Genomic DNA, 17,491 nt, shown 5'->3' with positions numbered 1-17,491 from the left:
GGATAAGCACATTGATAGTGGAAAATTGATCGGAGAGACATGTTCCTGCGAGGCACGGAAAAGCACGGGCGCGAGGCCGAGAAGAACCTGGACCTGCGCGTTCGCAAGACGCGTCGGGCGATCCGTTCCGGCCTCGTGAAGGCGTGCCAGGCCAAGCCGTACGCGCACGTGAGTGTCACCGACATCTGCGCCGCGTCGATGGTGTCGCGCACGACCTTCTACGACCACTACACCGACAAGGACGCGCTGCTCGCAGAGGTGGTGTCTTTCCTCCTCGACGAGATCACCCCGGCGCTCGAGGGCCTGTGGTTCGGCGAGGGGCGCGACGCCCGAGCCGTCGCTCGCCACCTCGCCGACGTGTACGCGCGCAACGGCCACGCCCTGACGACCCTGCTCGCTATCCGCGTGGGCGGCGACGGCGACCTGCACGAGCAGATTTATCGCACGTGCTGTTCGGTATTTGCCGATTGGGCCCGTGGTCGCGTGGACGACGAGGTGCTGCCGCTCGCCGCCGACGTCTACGCTTCCGTCGTCCTGACCTTCATCGAGCGCAGCGCCACGAAGCCCCTCACGGACAAGGAACTCGCCGCGATCGACCGCGCCCGAGAGCTCTTCATCGAGGGGTTCGGTGCCCGGTAGGTCAGCGGTAGATGCGTGACCGGTGATCGATATTGATGGCGAGGATCAATAGCTCATCATCTTCGATGGACGCAATGATTCGATAGTTGCCAACACGGTATCGCCAAAAGCCTGAAAGGTTGCCGGTCAGTCCCTTCTGAACTGCGCCCCGAAACTTGGACGCGTTTAATGGTAGCCGTTATGCGGCTTCCTGTAGGGCCTGATCCCGGTATTCTGCCGGGGTCAGGCCCTTGAGCTTTACTTGGCGTCTTGTTGTGTTCCAGTGCGTGATGTAAGCCTCGAGGTCGGCTTTGAAGCTCTCGAAGGTCTGCCAGTCCTGGCCGCGAAAGAACTCGTCCTTGAGGTGCCCGAAGACCTGCTCGGTGGCGCCATTGTCGATGCAGTTGCCTTTGCGTGACATGCTCTGGATGAAACCGTTATCGGCGAGCGCACTGATGTAGGCCTTGTGCTGGTATTGCCATCCCATGTCCGAGTGCAAGATCGGCTCGGCCCCTGCGGGCTTGGCGTCCATGAGCATCTGGAGCATCTCTTTTTGTTGGGCGAGGTTGGGACACATCGATATGGAGTGGGCCACGATCTCTTTGCTGGCAAAGTCGTAGACCGGAGCGAGGTAGGCCTTACCGAAGGAAAGCTTGAACTCGGTGACGTCGGTACCGAGTTTCTGCCAGGGCCCATCGGCCTTAAAGTCGCGGCCGATGATGTTGTCGAAACTTTGCCCCACGTCCCCCTTGTAGGAGTTGTACCTGTGGTACTTCGTTTCGCGGCGTATGCCGCAGCGCAGCCCCATCTCACGCATCATCTTCAAGACCGTCTTATCGGCGATGCGCTCCCCTTCCTCAGCGCGCAGGCACATGGCTACCTGCCTGTGACCGCACCCGTTGGGGGTTCGTGAAAAAATCTGGGCAACCTTGGGCCGCAGATACACCCTGGTTGGCTGCTGGGGGTGAGCCAGCGCGTAGTAGTAGCTCGACCTGGCAAGACCGGCGGCCTCGAGGAGATCACACACCGCATGTCCGCGCCCTGAAAGCTCAGCGACCACTAGGGCTTTGTCCCGGTTTGGGAGCGCCTCTGCGCCTTCAGGGCAATCGATTTTTTTAGGTACGCCACCTGCGCCTCGAGCTTGCGCACGCGCTCTTCGAGTTCCTCCTCACGCGTTGGTGGCACCGCCCCCTTTGGCCTGCCCTTGGGCTTGGGCTTGAGCGCCTGCGCGCCGCCCTCGCGGTACAGCCTGCACCACTTCTTCAACGATGTCGCGCTCGCAATACCGAAACGCACCATCGCCTCAGGCTTACTCATCCCACCGTCAACCACGGCCCTCGCCGCAGCGACCTTGGTCTCATAGTCGTATTTGGCCCGCTTTACTCCCATGGCAAGAAGCCCGCCCCTCCCGATCACGCGGTACATCTTCTGCCACTCTCTCACAGTCTCAGCAGACACACCAAGCCTCCCGGCGGTCAAACGATAGCCAAATCCCCTCTCAAACATCTCCACCGCCTGCTCCCGAAGCAAACGATCATGCCTCAACCCCAGATTCACAGACACGAAAAGCCTCCCATTCCCTGGACTTCAATTTCGATGTCCAAGAAACGGGAGGCAGTTCATTCCCGCGTGAGCGGGGATCTTCGCCGCTCGCGGTCTCGCGGAGGTAGTCGATGATGCGTCTCGCGGTCGGCTTGTCGAGCTTGCTGAGCTGTTTCAGCGCGCGCGGTGACAGCTCAGCCCTCCAGGTCAAGGGTCTTCACCGCCTCGTCGAGGCTCACCGATGCGACTCGTCCGGCGCGAATGTCCTCAAGTTCCGCCTGCAGTGAGTAGGCCAGCTCGATCTCTTCGAGTGCTGACTCGATGGCGCGATTCATGTAGAACGACTTCGTTCGGCCGGTCCGCTGGGCGAGAGCCGTGAGGCGGGCGTCGATCTCGGGATCGAGCTTGACGGAGCGTGCAACGCGTGCCGTAGACATGTCTCCTCCTCATTTGTGACTACGCGTAGTCTACTCCCCCGAGGCGGCAGTTGGAAGAGGTCGGCGGAGATGCAGGAGCGCCGATGCGAGCGTTTGGCCTGTCGGTGGGAATGACACGTTATGACAACGTGAATCTGCATATACCGGACGGCGCGTTCGATAAGGGGTCTCAGGTCCCCGTCGGGGCGTGCGCGAAAGTGTTACCGTTAACGCATTCCCGGCCCCCGCCTCGTCAATGAAGACCCAAGGAGCATCCGTGAGCACCGACCCCCGCGCCGCCATCGCCGCCGCCGACACCGCGCTCGGCATCGAATTTGGCTCGACCCGCATCAAGGCCGTCCTGATCGGCCCCGACCACGAGGTGCTCGCCACCGGTGGCCACGGCTGGGAGAATCACCTGGAGGGTGGCCTGTGGTCCTACAGCCTCGACGAGGTCGTCGCCGGTTTGCAGAGCGCCTACGCGTCCCTGGTCGCCGACGTGCGCGAGCGCTACGACGTCACCCCGACGTCTTACGGCTCGATCGGCATCTCGGGCATGATGCACGGCTACCTCGCCTTCGATGCCGACGATAATCTGCTCGCGCCCTTCCGCACGTGGCGCAACACGAACACGGGACGCGCGGCGGATGAGCTCACCCGCCTCTTCGGCTTCAACATTCCGCTGCGTTGGTCGGTTGCCCACCTGCACCAGGCGGTCCTCGACTCCGAGGAGCACGCCCCGCGCGTCGCCCGCCTGACGACCCTGGCCGGCTGGGTCCATCACCAGCTGACGGGCCACCACGTCCTCGGTATCGGCGACGCCTCGGGCATGTTCCCGATTGATTCGACGACGGGCACGTACGTGGAGTCCTACCTCGATCAGTACGAGGCCCTGCTCGCCGGCCGGGTCCCGTGGCGCCTGCGCGACGTGCTGCCGACCGTGCTGCGCGCGGGTGAGGACGCGGGCGCGCTCACCCCTGAGGGTGCCGCGCTCATCGACCCGACCGGGACGCTCCAGCCGGGGATCGCGCTGTGCCCGCCCGAAGGCGACGCGGGTACCGGCATGATCGCCACGAACGCGATCGCGCAGCGCACCGGCAACATCTCGTGCGGTACCTCGGTCTTCCTCATGGCGGTCCTCGAGCGTTCTCTCACCGAGCTGCACACCGAGATCGACATGGTGACCACGCCCGATGGATCACCGGTCGCGATGGTTCACTCGAACAACGGCGCATCCGAGATTGACGCGTGGGTGGGCTGGTTCGCGGACTTCGCGCGCCTCGTGGGTGCCGACGTGAGTGTGCCCGCGATCTACGACGCGCTCTATGTCCACGCGCTCACGGGCGAGGCCGACGCGGGCGGCGTCATGGCCTACAACACCCTGTCGGCCGAGCCGCTCGTCGGCCAGGAGGCCGCGCAGCCGGTGTTCACGCACACGGCCGACGCACGCGTGACCCTGGCGAACGCGGTGCGCGCCCAGCTCATGAGCATCTTCGCGGCCGTGCGCATTGGCGTCGACATCCTGAGCGCCGAGGGCGTGCGTCTCGACTCGTTGTTCGCGCACGGCGGCCTGTTCAAGACCCCGGGCGTCGCCCAGCAGATTCTCGCCGACTCGCTGAACATCCCCGTGTCCGTGGGCGACACCGCGGGCGAGGGTGGAGCGTGGGGCATCGCGGTCCTCGCGCGCTACCGTGCGGTCGTTGCTGGGGACGAGGCCGTGCCCGCCCTGCCGGACTACCTCTCCGAGCGCGTCTTCGCCGGGGCCTCGGTCTCCACCCTCGAGCCCACTCCCGAGGGCGTGGCCGGCTACGAGCGCTTCCTCGACTCCTACCGCGCGTCCCTGCCCGGTGTGGAGGTCATCGCCCGGGGGCGCTGACGAGGCCCGGGCGCTGACGAAGCGCCCCGCGCTGCCAGATGCTGCCCTAATGCCGCCCAGCCTCTGCCTCACCATATGTTTACCCAAAAATGTCGCATGCAATTCCCTGCGAACTATTTCAAACATTGAAATCGGATCGTTGGAATTCCGGGCAATTCTCGATACCTCATAAAAGTTAGGGGAACCAAATTGCATGCGACATTTGGGGAGGGCGGGACGGAGCGTGGGGAGGCGTGGAGGTCATCGCCCGGGGCCGCTGACGAGGCGTGGGCCGGAGTGAGTGGACCGGCTCGCCCAGCCTGCGCCTCGTCGATTGAGCGAAACCCGCTACGATTACTCCCATGGGTAAAGCTAGCCGCCGTAAGAAGGTCACCGATCCCGCCAAGCTCAAGGCGTATCGCCCGCCGATCCCCTTCGTCGCGCGCCCCTACGAGGGCCTGCCGAAGGAGATCGAGCTGGTCGCCATGCGCGAGCTCATCCCGGCGGCCACGCTGACCGCACGCACCGACGCCGACCACGGCGCCGTCGAATTTGAATTCGTGACTCTCCTGCCCGAGGGCCATCCCGCGATGGTGCGCCCCGACGGCCGCATCCTCGTTGCGCTGCAGACCCGCTCGAACTCCGCGGACCTGAGCCACGACGCGGGCGCCGCGCTGCTCGCGGCCATCGCCGCGAAGGAAGCGGGCGACGAGGGCGTCATCTCGATCGACGTGCGCGAGCCGTCCGAGCGTCTCCAGGACATCCTCGACCTCGACAGCTTCACGGACATGAAGCTCGAGGAGGACTTCTCCTTCTGGTTCGACCCGGCCGAGGAGATCGACGACCAGACGCGTCGTGCCCTTGAGCAGAACCGCGACGAGATCATCCCGACCGAGCCCGTGCCCGGCGTCCCCGGCGCGTACTGGTGCGAGATGAACCGTAACTTCGTGCGTTTCCTGACGGATAACGACGAGGCCAAGCTCTTCGACGCGCTAGCCCGTCTGGCTGCGCGCGGCGAGGCCAACGTCGGTGAGGGGTCGCGCTACGTGGGTTCCTTCCGTGCGTGCGGCCTGATCGTCCCGGTCTTCGAGCTGCCCGAGGGTGCCAGCGCCTCCGACGTTGCGCCCGGCACGCAGGCTCTCGCCAAGGCCCTCGACGAGGCTCTGGCGGTCACCGAGCGCCTGGACGACAAGGAACGCCGCGCGCGTCAGGGCCTCGTCTCCCGAGCTGTGACGATCCGCTGAGCACAATTTTACCTGCCGTTTAGATCGGCTTGTCGCTCACATTACGGGCGGCGGAGCGCACATGCGCCCCGCCGCCCGTAGACTGTTAGTCGTGAACTATCCCGCAGGATCACGAGGTTCCCACCCGCAGCGAGTCGCTGCAGTTATCGCCGCCCACAACGTCGGTCGCGCCGTTGCGGCCACCGTGCGCGCGTGCCGCGCCATACCCAGCGTTGACCTCCTCATTGTCGTCGACGATGGGTCCACGGACGACACCGGACGTGCCGCGCGAGCCGCGGGCGCCGTCGTCGTGCGCCACTCCGTCGAGCGCGGGCGCGCCTCGGCCATCGAGACCGGCGTGAAGGTCGCCGCCATGCGCGACCGCCCCGACGGCCCGCCCCGCCACATCCTGCTGCTCTCTCCCGATCTGGGGGAGTCCGCGGTCGAGGCCACCGCCCTCGTCGAGGCCGTGTTCGCCCGCCAGGCCGACATGGCGATCGCCGTCCCCGCGACGGGGCGCGAGTATTCCGGCTATGGGCCGGGGATGGCGCGCCGCCTCATCCGCCGTAAGACCGGGTGGAACTGCCATTACCCGCTCAGCTATCAGCGCTGCCTGACGCGCGAGGCTATCGACGCCGCCATGCCTTTCGCGGGGCGCTACGTGCTCGAGGCTGCGATGACTATTAGCGTCTTGCGCGCGGGGCTGTCCGTTATGGAGGTGCCCTGCAACTTCACGCACTCGGGCGCGGACCGCTCGCTGGGCTCGCTCAACCGCCCGGCGCGCATGTTCGACGCTGTGCGCGCAACGGTCGGCCAGCTTTTCCACTCCGACGCGCGTTCGAAGCGCCGCGCCGACCATGAGCAGGGGATCGGCGTGCCCTACCCGGCGCCGGCCTCGGCTCGCGACGAGGCGGAGGCTGTCGATTTTCCTGCTACGCACCCCGCGGAGATGGTTGGGTGAAGGGGCCGGATCGAGTAGCCGCCACGCGCCTGGTCGCGACCTGGTGGCTGCCCACCGTCATCGCCTGCGCCGTCGGTGCGCTCTACGTCTGCTACTCGGTGGCGCAGTGGCGTGCGCTCGTGGCCCCCTCGTGGGATCTGGGCATCTTCACCGAGGCGGTTCAGGCGTACTCACGCTTCGAGGCGCCGATCGTTCCCATTAAGGGCCCGGGCTATAACCTGTTGGGCGATCACTTCCACCCGCTTCTGGCCTTGCTGGGGCCGATCTTTCGTCTGTTTCCTTCCGCGCTGACGCTCCTGGTCGTCCAGGACGTGCTGATCGCCGTATCGGTGCTGCCGATTGCGCGCCTCGCGCAGCGTCTCCTCGGGCGAGGGGGCGTGCTCCTCGTGGGGCTCGCCTACGGGCTCGGGTGGGGGTTGCAGGGCGCGGTCGCCGCTCAGTTTCACGAGGTCTGCCTGGCCGTCCCGCTGTTGGCGTTCGGGGGCGTCGCCTTCGTCGAGAGGCGCTGGGGTGCGAGCATGGCGTGGCTGGCGCCCCTCGTCCTTGTCAAGGAGGATTTGGGGCTGACGGTCTTCGTCGCGGGCCTGGCGCTCGCGTGGCGTCGCCGAGGCGAGGGACGCTCCGGCGTGCTGCGCTCGCTCGCGTACGCCCTGTTCGGCATTGTTGCGTTCGTGGTGACGGTGAAGGTGCTGCTTCCCGCGATGAACCCGGCCGGCACGTGGGCCTACTCGCTCGATGGGGCTGCGACCGGGGCGGGCACGCCGACCGCGGGAACTACCGCCGCGCGCGCCATCCCCTCCCTGTGGGACATCCTGACGACCCCCTCTGTCAAGCTTGTGACGCTTCTGGTGCTCGCGGCCGGCGCCGGCTCCGTTGGCAGCGCCTCGCCCTGGTTCGCGCTGGTCCTCCCGACGCTCGCGTGGCGCTTCGCGGGCTCCGTCGAGGCCTACTACGGCTGGGACTCCTGGCACTACAACGCGATCCTTGTCCCCATCGCGGCGTGCTCTCTGCTCGACGTCATGAACCAGTGGCTCGCGCCGGAGCGTCCCTCTCGGTCGGCGGCTGCCTCGGCGCTCGCGGAGGTGGTGGGAGAGGACGCACTGCGTGACCTCCGCGCCGACCAGGGGGCTTCTGCGTCGCCGAGGCGGGGGTGGCGCGTGGCCGCGTGGGCGGTCGCGTGCGTGCCCGCTGTGTCGCTGGCGCTCACGGCCTCGTCCCTGCCCCTGTGGAAGCTGCCCTCACTCACGGAGGATCCGCGCATGGCGGCCGCGCAAGGCGCGCTCGACGCGGTGCCCGAGGGGGCGAGCGTCGAAACGGACACGACGCTGCTCGCGCGACTCGTGCCCGGGCGCGACGTCTACTGGGTAGGTACGACTGGGCAGATGGATACCCCTCCGGAGTATGTCGTCATTGACACGCGTTCCTACGCGTGGGGCGGCATGCAGGTCGACGCCGAGTCATGGGGGAGTAGCGCCCACCCGGGCCACAGCTACGAGACCGTCTACGCCAAGCAGGGTTTCCGCGTCGCGCGGCGCACCTCGTGATGCGGCACACCTCGTGATGCGGCATGTCGGTGATGCGGCGCCCCGTCGTTCGCGACGGCGTCGAATGATCGTCCAATTTTAACTGTGGGTTATAAATCCACGGTGGGTACCGGTGACGCCATGGCCTGCCCTCCAGGTGTGATCAATTGTTGACACGGACGCCCGCACCTCGCTTATGATTGACCAGTCTGAAAGTAGGAGAAAAACATGTCCCCTCTCGCGTCCCGCCGCACGCTCGCAGCGGCCTCGTCCCTGCTGCTGGCAGCCGTCGGTCTCACCGGCTGCATCACCCTGCCTGGCGGTGGAGGCTCCAACTCCTCGGACATTAGTTCGATGAAGAACATCCCCGAAGGCATCAAGCAGGACCTCATCAGCCAGATGAGCTCCGCCTCCGACTCTGAGAAGAGCAAGATCCTCGAGAAGGCCAACGCGCTGAACAACATGGTCGGCCGGGATCTCATCGGCTCCGAGCCCGCCGTCATCGGCCTGCAAAAGTTCAAGCTGGACCCCAAGGGCACCGTCGTGGTCAACAAGGAGGACAGCATCTACGGGATGATGTCGGCCGCCGACTACTGGCGCCTGGGCCAGGATAGCTACGACCTGTGCGTCGATCAGGGCTGCGAGTACTACTCGTCCTGGACCATCGATATCGAAGGCAGCGGCTCCAACCTCGTTTATGTGTGGACCCTCAAGATCGATAATCCCGAGATTACCGACCAGCCCCTGGTCCGCCGCTTCACCGTCAAGTAATAAGTATCCCGCGCGCAGGCGCCTCACTATCCCATCAGTGCAAGGAGATCAGCATGTCAGGGTCTACGGACTACGGCTACGACCAGTCGGCTCAGGAAGCTGCGGCTTCCAACGTTCCGGAGAGTTCCGAGGCGGTGAGCAGTACGGCGGATGCGTCCTACGCCCAGGGTGCGGCCCAGACGCGCTCCGCATGGGGTGACGAGACCGGTCCCTCGGCCTTCCGGGAGTCCGTGACCAACATGTTCGAGGAGATCTCCGACATCCTGCGCAAAGAGAACGATCTGATCTCGACCTTCGATACGAACATGCGCGAGACCATGAAGGAAGCGGAGAACGCGGAGTGGGACAACGAGCAGTCCCTGAGCAAGGTCAACGACATGCTGGGGAAGGTTGCCCGATCCAACGAAGCGGAAGCGCTCAAAGAGCAGCTGAAAAAGAACGAATACATGAAGGACGAGGCGTAACAGCTGGCGTCTTCGCCTCCCACAATCAACGGGCAGTCTCCCTCCGCGCAGAATGCCGCGAATACAATCACCCACGGTGAGTGGGTCGAAAGCCGCGCCCGCCGCGCGGCAGGCAGAAAGGAATCACTCATGGTTTCGTCTCCGTACTACCAGCGCCTGAAGGAATTCATGAAGGCCGCCGAGGAGAACAAGAATCTCGACGCGTGGAATGACGAGCACGAGAAGTCGATCAAGGGCTTCGATCAGGCCGTCGAGCGCCTGAAGGCCTACCGCGACGGTCACGGCTTCCAGGGAGAGGCGGCCAAGGCCATGGAGAAGTGGGTGAACGAGTCGATCGATCGTATCGAGGGGTACCGCGCCCGCTATGAGGCGAAGTATGGCACCTATCAGGGCGGCCGCGAGGTCATGGCGAAGGCCCTCGCGGAAGCGGGAAACGTGTCCGACACCCTGGTGGACCCGGTCACCGCGGCGATGGGATACCTGCCCGTCGTCTCCGTCCCCTCCAGCCAGCCCGGCGGCGGCTTTTCCGTCGGACCGGTTCGCTTCACGACGGGTGCCGCGTACGTGGAGGGCGTCGAGGCGCAGAACAACGCCCAACGCGAGGAGGCGTGCAAGCGCATTCTCAAAACTCTGAATGGCGAGCTGGACCGCCAGACGGAAACTATGAGTAGCACCGAAACTACTCCTAAGATCGGTGATCCTACCAAAGATAAGGATAAGGGCGGTGACGATGCCGCTAACGGTGGCGGCGGTAGCGGCCACGGCAATGGCGGCGGTAGCACGGGTAATACCGGTGGTGGCGGCCATGGCTATGGTGGCGGTGGTTATTCGCCGGAGAATGGTTTTGGTCGCGAGGGTGGTCGTAATGGTGAGGGTTATCCGGGTGGCTTTGATAAGCCGTGGTGGAGCGAGGCCGACGCGGCTGCGGCTCGTAACCGCGTGATCGCCTCGGGTGCCGTCCCCACCAAGGAGTTGCCGTATGGTGAGCTTGGTTCGCGCACGAACCCGATCACGGATCCGCAGGACCTCATGGACACTGACCTGCTGCACACGCGCGTGAATGGTACGACGTATCGCAACGGCGTCGTGGGCGGTCACACCCCCGCGCCCGCTGCGGACTCCGGTCACCCCCTGTGGCGCCTGAACAGCAGCGCTGCCGCGGACGCGGCGACGGCTGGTCGCCTGGGTGGCGCTGGCGTGCTGGGCGCTGGCGCACTGGGCATGCGCGGCGCGGCCCGAATGGGCTCAGGTTTCGGCGGAGCGTCTGGTTCTGCTGGTGGCCTGGGTGCGGCCGGTCTGCGTGGTATTACCGGCACGACGGGTTCGGCGGGCGCCATGGGTGCTTCGAACCTGCGCGTGGGCTCCTACTCGGGTTCGGGTTTTGGTTCTTACACTCCCCCCGCCTCCGTGGCGGGCGCTAATGGTGCGGCCGGTGCGGGCGCCTCTGGCGTGACCGGCACGACCGGCGCAGGCGGTAGTGGCGCGGCTGGCGCGGCGGGTGCTGCCGGTCGTGGCGGTGCTGGTGCTGGTGGCGGCTTCATGGGTGGCGCTGGCGCGGGTGCTGGCATGGGTAAGGATGATAAGAAGGGCCGCAAGCGTAAGTATGTGGCTTTCACGGTGGATGATGATGAGGATGATCTGCCCGCCGGTTATGTCAATCCCTTGTCTCAGACCTACGGGACGGACCGCACGATTACTCCCGTCAAGCGCGAGGACGACGGATGGGACCTACGCCAGTGGTAACCACTCACAAGCCTGCGCGCGTCCTGACCACGGCGGCCTGTGCTCTTGCGTTGAGTGTGGGTGCTGTGGCTGTGTCTCCGTCTTCGGCGCACGCTGATGACACGATTACGACCCAGGATTATTTCTCGTATTACAAGCTTGATCAGGTGCGTGCGAAGGGGTACATGGGTCAGGGCGTGACTATCGCGATGATCGATGGCACGGTCGATACCAGCGCACCTGAGCTCGCGGGGGCCAACATCACGGTCAAAACTCCGTGTGAGTATGAGGCGGCTAAAAGTACGAAGACTCATGCCACTGTTGTCGCTTCGGTGCTGGTGTCCAAGAACTATGGTGTGGCACCTGACGCTACCCTTATCGCTTACTCAATGCCTTCCAAGGGTGAAAAATTATCAGATAAGTGTAAGCAAGACGCGTCTGGCTTCAATGCTACTTCTCTCGCAAATATTCAAATGGCGATGAATGATGGCGCGCAGATCATCTCCATCTCGTCATCGGACACTAACCATAATGTTAGGGCGTTGAAGTGGGCGATTGCTCGGGCGATGGCCCGCGGTGTCATTATTGTGGGGCCGATGGGTAATGATGCCAAGGATGAGAATGATGCGTCCTATGGCTGGTGGTCGGGGACTGTGGGTGTGTCTGCGATTGATGCCAGTGGTCAGTTGGCGAGTTATTCGTCGTGGGGTCAAGGAGTCGTCGCCGCGGGTATTGGTGGGCCTGTGAAGGCACGTGACTACGAGACGGGCGCCATTAAGGATGTGCAGGGGACGTCTATTTCGACTCCGATTGTGGCGGGTCAGATTGCTTTGGCGCGCTCGCGTTGGCCCGAGGCCACTCCTAACCAGATCCTTCAGTCGGTGATTCGTAGTGGGTCGAATAATGGTGTGTGGAATCAGTACACGGGTTACGGTGCGCTGAGTCTGGACGGGTTGTTGGGGAGTGATCCTTCTCAGTATCCGGATGAGAATCCGCTGGCCGATAAGGGCGGCGGTTCCACGCCTACCTCGGCTGAGGTGCAGCAGTACCTCGACGGCCTCGTCGACTATGGAGCGATCCAGCTTGATGACAGTTATGTGTATCGCGGGGTGGATGAAGACGCAGCTGACAGTGCTGATGCTCCGAATGCGCATATTGGCACGAGCCCGGCCTATCACCGGAAGTGACCTCATGACGCCTACGCCAGTCGCGCATCGCCGCTCCCGCGTGTTTGTGGGTGTGGTGGGGCGCGCCGCGCGCGCTTTGACTACCGCTGCCTGTGCTCTCGCGTTGAGCGTGAGTGCGCTGGCGGCGGCGCCGGGTTCTGCCCGGGCTGATGACACGATTACGACTCAGGATTATTTCTCGTTCTACAAGCTGGATCAGGCGCGTGCGAAGGGGTACACGGGTCAGGGCGTGACCATCGCGATGATCGATGGAACGGTCGATACTAGTGCTCCTGAGTTGGCGGGGGCTAACATCACGGTCAAGACGCCGTGTACGTATAACGAACCTGATGCGTCTCGGACTCACGCGACCGCTGTTGCCTCCATCCTGGTGTCGAAAAACTATGGTGTCGCGCCCGACGCTACCCTTATCGCTTACTCCATACCGTCAAGTAACGCGAAGGTAACTAGCGAATGCAAGAAGGGAGGTCAGGAACTCAAGGGAACGGCCTATGGAGCATTTGAAATGGCGATGAACGAGGGCGCGCAGATCATTTCGATTTCGATGTCGGACGATAGCGAGGGCGTAATCGAGCTGAAGTGGGCGGTTGCTCGGGCGATGGCGCAGGGCGTCGTCATTGTGAGTTCTATGGGCAATGAGGGGAAGGATGAGAATAACACTCACTTTGGCCGGTGGTCGGGAACTGTGGGTGTGTCTGCGATTGATGCCAGTGGTCAGTTGGCGAGTTATTCGTCGTGGGGTCAAGGAGTCGTCGCCGCGGGTATTGGTGGGCCTGTGAAGGCTCGCGACTACGAGGCCGGTGGTGTGAAGGATGTGCAGGGGACTTCCATTGCGACTCCGATTGTGGCGGGTCAGATTGCGTTGGCGCGCTCGCGTTGGCCTCAGGCCACCCCTAACCAGATCCTTCAGTTGGTGACTCATAGTGGGTCGAATAATGGTGTGTGGAATCAGTACACGGGTTACGGTGCGCTGAGTCTGGACGGGTTGTTGGGGAGTGATCCTTCCCAGTATCCCGATGAGAACCCGCTGGCTGATAAGGGCGGTTCTATGCCTACCCCGGCTGAGGTCCAGCAGTACCTCGATGGCCTCGTCGCTTTCAGGGACGTGGACTTTGATGATAGTTATGTGTATCGCGGGGTGGATGAAGACGCAGCTGGTAGTGCTGATGCCCCGAATGCGCATATTGGTACGAGCCCTGCCTATCACCGGAAGTGACACGATGACGCCGACGCCAGACGCGCCCTACCGCCCCCGCGTGTTTGCGGGTGCGGCGGGGCGCTCTGCGCGCGTCCTGACCACCGCCGCCTGTGCTCTTGCGTTGAGTGTGGGTGCTGTGGCTGTGTCTCCGTCTTCTGCTCACGCTGATGACACGATTACTACGCAGGATTATTTCTCGTATTACAAGCTGGATCAGGCGCGTGCGAAGGGGTACACAGGTAAGGGCGTGACCATCGCGATGGTTGATGGGCCGGTTGATACCAGCGCACCCGAACTGTCGGGGGCCAATATTACGGTGAAGACACCGTGCAAATATGAAGCGGCTAAATCCTCTTCGACTCATGCGACGGCTATTGCCTCGATTCTAGTGTCCAAAAACTATGGTGTGGCGCCTGACGCTACCCTCATCGCGTATTCGATGCCTTCTGAGGGCGAGAAGGAATCAGATGAATGTAACAGGGATATGGCTGGTGCCAAAGCCACTACATTCGCACAGTTTCAGATGGCGATGAATGATGGCGCGCAGATTATTTCTTACTCATCGTCGGATAAGAATCATAGGTCGGAAGATTTGAAGTGGGCGATTGCTCGCGCCATGGCCCGCGGTGTCATTATTGTGGGTCCGATGGGTAATGATGCGAAGGACGAGAATGACCAGTCCGTGGCCTGGTGGTCGGGGACTGTGGGTGTGTCTGCGATTGATGCCGGTGGTCAGTTGGCGAGTTATTCGTCGTGGGGTCAAGGAGTCGTCGCCGCGGGTATTGGTGGTCCTGTGAAGGCACGCGACTACGAGGCCGGTGGTGTGAAGGATATGCAGGGTACATCGTTTTCGACTCCGATTGTGGCGGGTCAGATTGCGTTGGCGCGCTCGCGTTGGCCCGAGGCCACCCCTAACCAGATCCTTCAGTCGGTGACTCGTAACGGGTCGAATAATGGTGTGTGGAATCAGTACACCGGTTACGGTGCACTGAGTCTGGACGGGTTGTTGGGGAGTGATCCTTCTCAGTATCCGGATGAGAACCCGCTGGCTGACAAAGGCGGTGGTTCTAAGCCTACCCCGGCTGAGGTGCAGCAGTATCTCGACGGCCTCGTCGCTTTCAGCGATGTGGAGTTCGATGATAGTTATGTGTATCGCGGGGTGGATGAAGACGCAGCTGGCAATGAGTACGCTCCCAACGCTCATATTGGTACGAGTCCTGCCTATCACCGGAAGTGATCCGATGACGCCGACGCCTGACGCTCCCTACCGCCCCCGCAGGCTCGTGGGGTAAAACAGGGCGGGTATCAGTCGTGAGATACCGAGTGCCGCGCAGCCGGAATTCCCGGCCGCGCGGCACTCGGTGTGTGTGACTACTTCGCGGCGCGCAGGCGCAGCGAGTTAAGGACCACGAACACGGACGAGCATGCCATCGCGGCGCTCGCCAGCATGGGGGAGAGCAGACCCGCGATTGCCAGCGGCACCATCAGCACGTTGTAGAAGAACGCCCAGAACAGGTTCTCCTTGATAATGCGCAGCGTCCGGCGCGACACGCGGATCGCAGTCGCCGCCGAGGTCAGGGACGAGTTCATGAGCGTCATGTCCGCGACCTCGATCGCCACGTCCGTGCCCGAGCCCATCGCGATGCCCAGGCCCTTCGCGCTCGCCTGCGCGAGGGCGGCCGCGTCGTTCACGCCGTCTCCCACCATCGCGACCGTGCGACCCTCGGCCTGCAGGTCAGCGACGGTGTCGCGCTTGCCGTCGGGCAGGACACCAGCGATGACGCGCTCGATTCCGACCTGACCGGCGACGTGGCGGGCCGCCGCCTCGTTATCGCCCGTCAGCAGGATCGGCTCGATGCCGAGCTCGCGCAGCTGAGCGATCGCATCCGCGGAGGACTCCTTGACCGTGTCGCGAACGACCAGCGCGGCGATCGCGCGGCCTTCGACGTGCTCGGGGATCACGAGCGCCGAGGCCTGCGCCCCCTCCCGCTCGCCCATGCCCGGCGTGGTGCCCGGCTGGGTGGGGGTACCGGTATCCCCACCCGCGCTGTCGCCAGCCGCGGGTGCGCCGTCGGCGGTCGCGGCCTCAGAACGGGAGGTGACGGTGCCGGAGTATCCGGCGGCGTTCACGACGGCCTCAAGCTCCTCGTCGCTGTGAGGGGCGGTGAGCGTGATGCGCGCGGATTCCGTCGCCAGGTTGACCTCGGCTTTCACGCCGTCGAGTTTGCCGAGCTTGCGTTCGACGCGGCGCACGCAGGACGCGCAGGTCATGCCGCCCACGCTCATGGTGAGCGTCGCGAGGGGTAGCTCGGCGTCCGGGCCCGGAAGTGCGACGGACGCGGGTGCCTCGGGCGTGGTGGAGGCTGCCACCGGGGAGGACGCCGCGGAACCCAGGTTCGGCGCGAGGGCCGCGACGACCGCGGAGGCACCCGAAGCCTCGGCCTCACGCACGGCGTCGAGGAGAGAAGCGGGAACGTCGATGCCCAGGGAGGTGAGCCACGACGGGCGACCAACCAGCACGCCGCCGCGGGCGGTCAAACCGACGACGCCGAGTCCGGGCTGGTTCGCGAACGCCGTCACGGGCTCCAGCGACAGGCCGCGATCCGCGGCGCCCGACGTGATCGCGCGGGCAACAGGGTGCTCGGAGAGGGACTCGACGGAGGCGGCCAGGGACAGGGCCGAGGCCTCGTCCACCTCAGGGGAGTCGCCCGCGGAGGCAGCTGCAACAGACTCAAGAGACATGACGCCCGTGGTGACCGTGCCCGTCTTGTCCAGGAGCATCGTGTCGATCGAGCGCGTCTGCTCGAGGATTTCCGCGTTCTTGATGAGGATGCCCAGCTGCGAGGCGCGTCCCGATCCGACGAGGATCGCGGTGGGCGTGGCCAGTCCGAGCGCGCACGGGCACGCCACGACCAGGACGGCGACGGCCGCCGTGAACGCCGCCTGCACGCTGCCGCCCGCGAGGAGCCAGCCAATCAGCGTCAGCAGGGAGACTGCGATGACGATCGGGACGAACACGCCCGAGATCTGGTCCGCGAGGCGCTGGACGGGCGCCTTTCCGGCCTGGGCCTCGGCGACCATGCGTCCGATCTGCGCGAGCGTCGTGTCCGAGCCGACGCGCGTGGCGCGCACCAGCAGGGATCCCCACGTGTTGACGGTCGCGCCCGTCACCGCATCGCCGGGGGCCGCGTCCACGGGCACGGACTCGCCCGTCAGGAGCGAGGTGTCCAGGGCGGAGGAGCCCTCGACGATGACGCCGTCGGTCGCAACCTTCTCGCCCGGGTGCACCGCAAAGAGGTCGCCGACCTGCAGGGACGAGGCGGGAACGACGCTCTCCGTGCGTTCACCCGTCTCGGGGTCGATGCGCACGAGCGTCGCCTCCTTCGCGCCCATGCGCAGCAGCGACCGCAGCGCGTCGCCCGCGCGGTAGCGTGCGCGCGCCTCCAGGTAACGGCCCGTCAGCAGGAAGACGACGATCATGCACGCGCCCTCGAAGTAAATCTCCGCATGCCCGCCGTGCGCCGCGCGCGGGATCAGGCTCATGTGCATGCGCATGCCGAGCATGCCGGCGCCGCCCCACAGCAGGGCCCACCAGCTCCACAGCGTCGAAGAAATGACGCCGAGGGAGACCAGGGTGTCCATCGTCGTCGAGCCGTGACGGCCCGCCGCGAACGCCGCCCGGTGGAAGGGCCACGCGCCCCACGTCACCACCGGGATCGAAGCTACCGCGACGACCCACTGCCACCCCGTGAACTGCCAGGCGGGAACCATTGACAGGATCATCGCGAGGATGCCCAGCGGCGCGGAGATGATGAGGCGTCGGCGCAGGTCGGCGGCGTGGGCGCGGGTGCCTTCGCCCACCTGGGGGATGGGGGCCGAGGCCTGGAGTGCCTCGTGCGAAGAAGCGGTAGTTGTGCGGTTGGGAGTCACGGAATCGGTGGACATGGGTACCCTCCGGGGGTATGTATTAGGCGAAAGGAAACGAGGCCGGGAAGGTGCCCCGGCCTCGTC

At 64.6% G+C, this 17,491-nt stretch carries 15 protein-coding genes and 1 pseudogene; 11 read left to right on the top strand and 5 right to left on the bottom strand.

Annotated elements, in window-relative coordinates:
• The first annotated feature begins 39 nt into the window (after positions 1 to 39).
• Entirely contained in the window at positions 40 to 639 is a 600-nt protein-coding gene (locus HMPREF1478_RS02990; protein ID WP_016460601.1) for a TetR/AcrR family transcriptional regulator, read from the top strand.
• Position 640: 1 nt separating this feature from the next.
• Here the strand turns inward: HMPREF1478_RS02990 and HMPREF1478_RS10280 are convergent.
• The 4 genes and pseudogenes from HMPREF1478_RS10280 to relB form a co-directional block, all read right to left on the bottom strand.
• A pseudogene (locus HMPREF1478_RS10280) lies at positions 641 to 775 on the bottom strand (type II toxin-antitoxin system RelE family toxin); the annotation flags it as partial.
• 42 nt (positions 776 to 817) lie between these two features.
• Entirely contained in the window at positions 818 to 1,645 is an 828-nt protein-coding gene (locus HMPREF1478_RS02985) for an IS3 family transposase (protein ID WP_016460600.1), read from the bottom strand.
• 32 nt (positions 1,646 to 1,677) lie between these two features.
• Positions 1,678 to 2,181: a helix-turn-helix domain-containing protein gene (locus tag HMPREF1478_RS02980; RefSeq protein ID WP_016460599.1), complete on the bottom strand. Its 504-nt coding sequence runs from the start codon at positions 2,179 to 2,181 to the stop codon at positions 1,678 to 1,680.
• 173 nt (positions 2,182 to 2,354) lie between these two features.
• Positions 2,355 to 2,597: a type II toxin-antitoxin system RelB family antitoxin gene (gene relB / locus HMPREF1478_RS02975; protein WP_016460598.1), complete on the bottom strand. Its 243-nt coding sequence runs from the start codon at positions 2,595 to 2,597 to the stop codon at positions 2,355 to 2,357.
• 256 nt (positions 2,598 to 2,853) lie between these two features.
• Between relB and HMPREF1478_RS02970 the strand changes: the two genes are divergently transcribed.
• The 10 genes from HMPREF1478_RS02970 (at position 2,854) to HMPREF1478_RS02925 (ending at position 14,717) form a co-directional block, all read left to right on the top strand.
• Entirely contained in the window at positions 2,854 to 4,452 is a 1,599-nt protein-coding gene (locus HMPREF1478_RS02970; protein WP_016460597.1) for a xylulokinase, read from the top strand.
• Between the two features lie 341 nt (positions 4,453 to 4,793).
• Positions 4,794 to 5,675 carry a DUF5926 family protein gene (locus HMPREF1478_RS02965; protein ID WP_016460596.1) on the top strand — a complete coding sequence of 294 codons (882 nt, stop codon included), beginning with the start codon at positions 4,794 to 4,796 and terminating at the stop codon, positions 5,673 to 5,675.
• 91 nt (positions 5,676 to 5,766) lie between these two features.
• A complete protein-coding gene (locus HMPREF1478_RS02960; RefSeq protein WP_034474864.1) occupies positions 5,767 to 6,615 on the top strand; it encodes a glycosyltransferase in 849 nt (282 codons plus the stop codon).
• Positions 6,612 to 8,159, top strand: coding sequence for a DUF2079 domain-containing protein (locus HMPREF1478_RS02955; protein ID WP_016460594.1), 1,548 nt, complete (start codon positions 6,612 to 6,614; stop codon positions 8,157 to 8,159). The genes HMPREF1478_RS02960 and HMPREF1478_RS02955 overlap by 4 nt, the downstream gene beginning before the upstream one ends.
• Before the next feature lie 207 nt (positions 8,160 to 8,366).
• Positions 8,367 to 8,909, top strand: a complete 543-nt coding sequence (locus tag HMPREF1478_RS02950) for a hypothetical protein (RefSeq protein ID WP_016460593.1) — start codon at positions 8,367 to 8,369, stop codon at positions 8,907 to 8,909.
• A 53-nt stretch (positions 8,910 to 8,962) separates the two neighbouring features.
• Positions 8,963 to 9,373, top strand: coding sequence for a hypothetical protein (locus HMPREF1478_RS02945; RefSeq protein ID WP_016460592.1), 411 nt, complete (start codon positions 8,963 to 8,965; stop codon positions 9,371 to 9,373).
• 129 nt (positions 9,374 to 9,502) lie between these two features.
• Positions 9,503 to 11,116 carry a hypothetical protein gene (locus HMPREF1478_RS02940; protein WP_016460591.1) on the top strand — a complete coding sequence of 538 codons (1,614 nt, stop codon included), beginning with the start codon at positions 9,503 to 9,505 and terminating at the stop codon, positions 11,114 to 11,116.
• The gene (locus HMPREF1478_RS02935) at positions 11,095 to 12,282 is read left to right on the top strand and encodes a S8 family peptidase (RefSeq protein WP_016460590.1); all 1,188 of its coding nucleotides are present in this window, start codon (positions 11,095 to 11,097) and stop codon (positions 12,280 to 12,282) included. The genes HMPREF1478_RS02940 and HMPREF1478_RS02935 overlap by 22 nt, the downstream gene beginning before the upstream one ends.
• A 4-nt stretch (positions 12,283 to 12,286) precedes the next feature.
• On the top strand, positions 12,287 to 13,498 hold the full coding sequence (locus HMPREF1478_RS02930; RefSeq protein WP_016460589.1) for a S8 family peptidase: 1,212 nt from the start codon (positions 12,287 to 12,289) through the stop codon (positions 13,496 to 13,498).
• Positions 13,499 to 13,502: 4 nt separating this feature from the next.
• Positions 13,503 to 14,717, top strand: a complete 1,215-nt coding sequence (locus tag HMPREF1478_RS02925; protein ID WP_016460588.1) for a S8 family peptidase — start codon at positions 13,503 to 13,505, stop codon at positions 14,715 to 14,717.
• A 134-nt stretch (positions 14,718 to 14,851) separates the two neighbouring features.
• Here HMPREF1478_RS02925 and HMPREF1478_RS02920 read toward each other — a convergent pair whose 3' ends face one another.
• Positions 14,852 to 17,425 (bottom strand): heavy metal translocating P-type ATPase, encoded by a 2,574-nt coding sequence (locus HMPREF1478_RS02920; protein ID WP_016460587.1) that lies wholly within the window; start codon positions 17,423 to 17,425, stop codon positions 14,852 to 14,854.
• Between the last annotated feature and the right edge of the window lie 66 nt (positions 17,426 to 17,491).

This window comes from Actinomyces sp. HPA0247 (genome assembly GCA_000411415.1).
Taxonomy (GTDB): Bacteria; Actinomycetota; Actinomycetes; order Actinomycetales; family Actinomycetaceae; genus Pauljensenia.
Note: the sequence above shows the minus strand (reverse complement) of the source record. Positions and strands in the feature narration are given on the sequence as shown.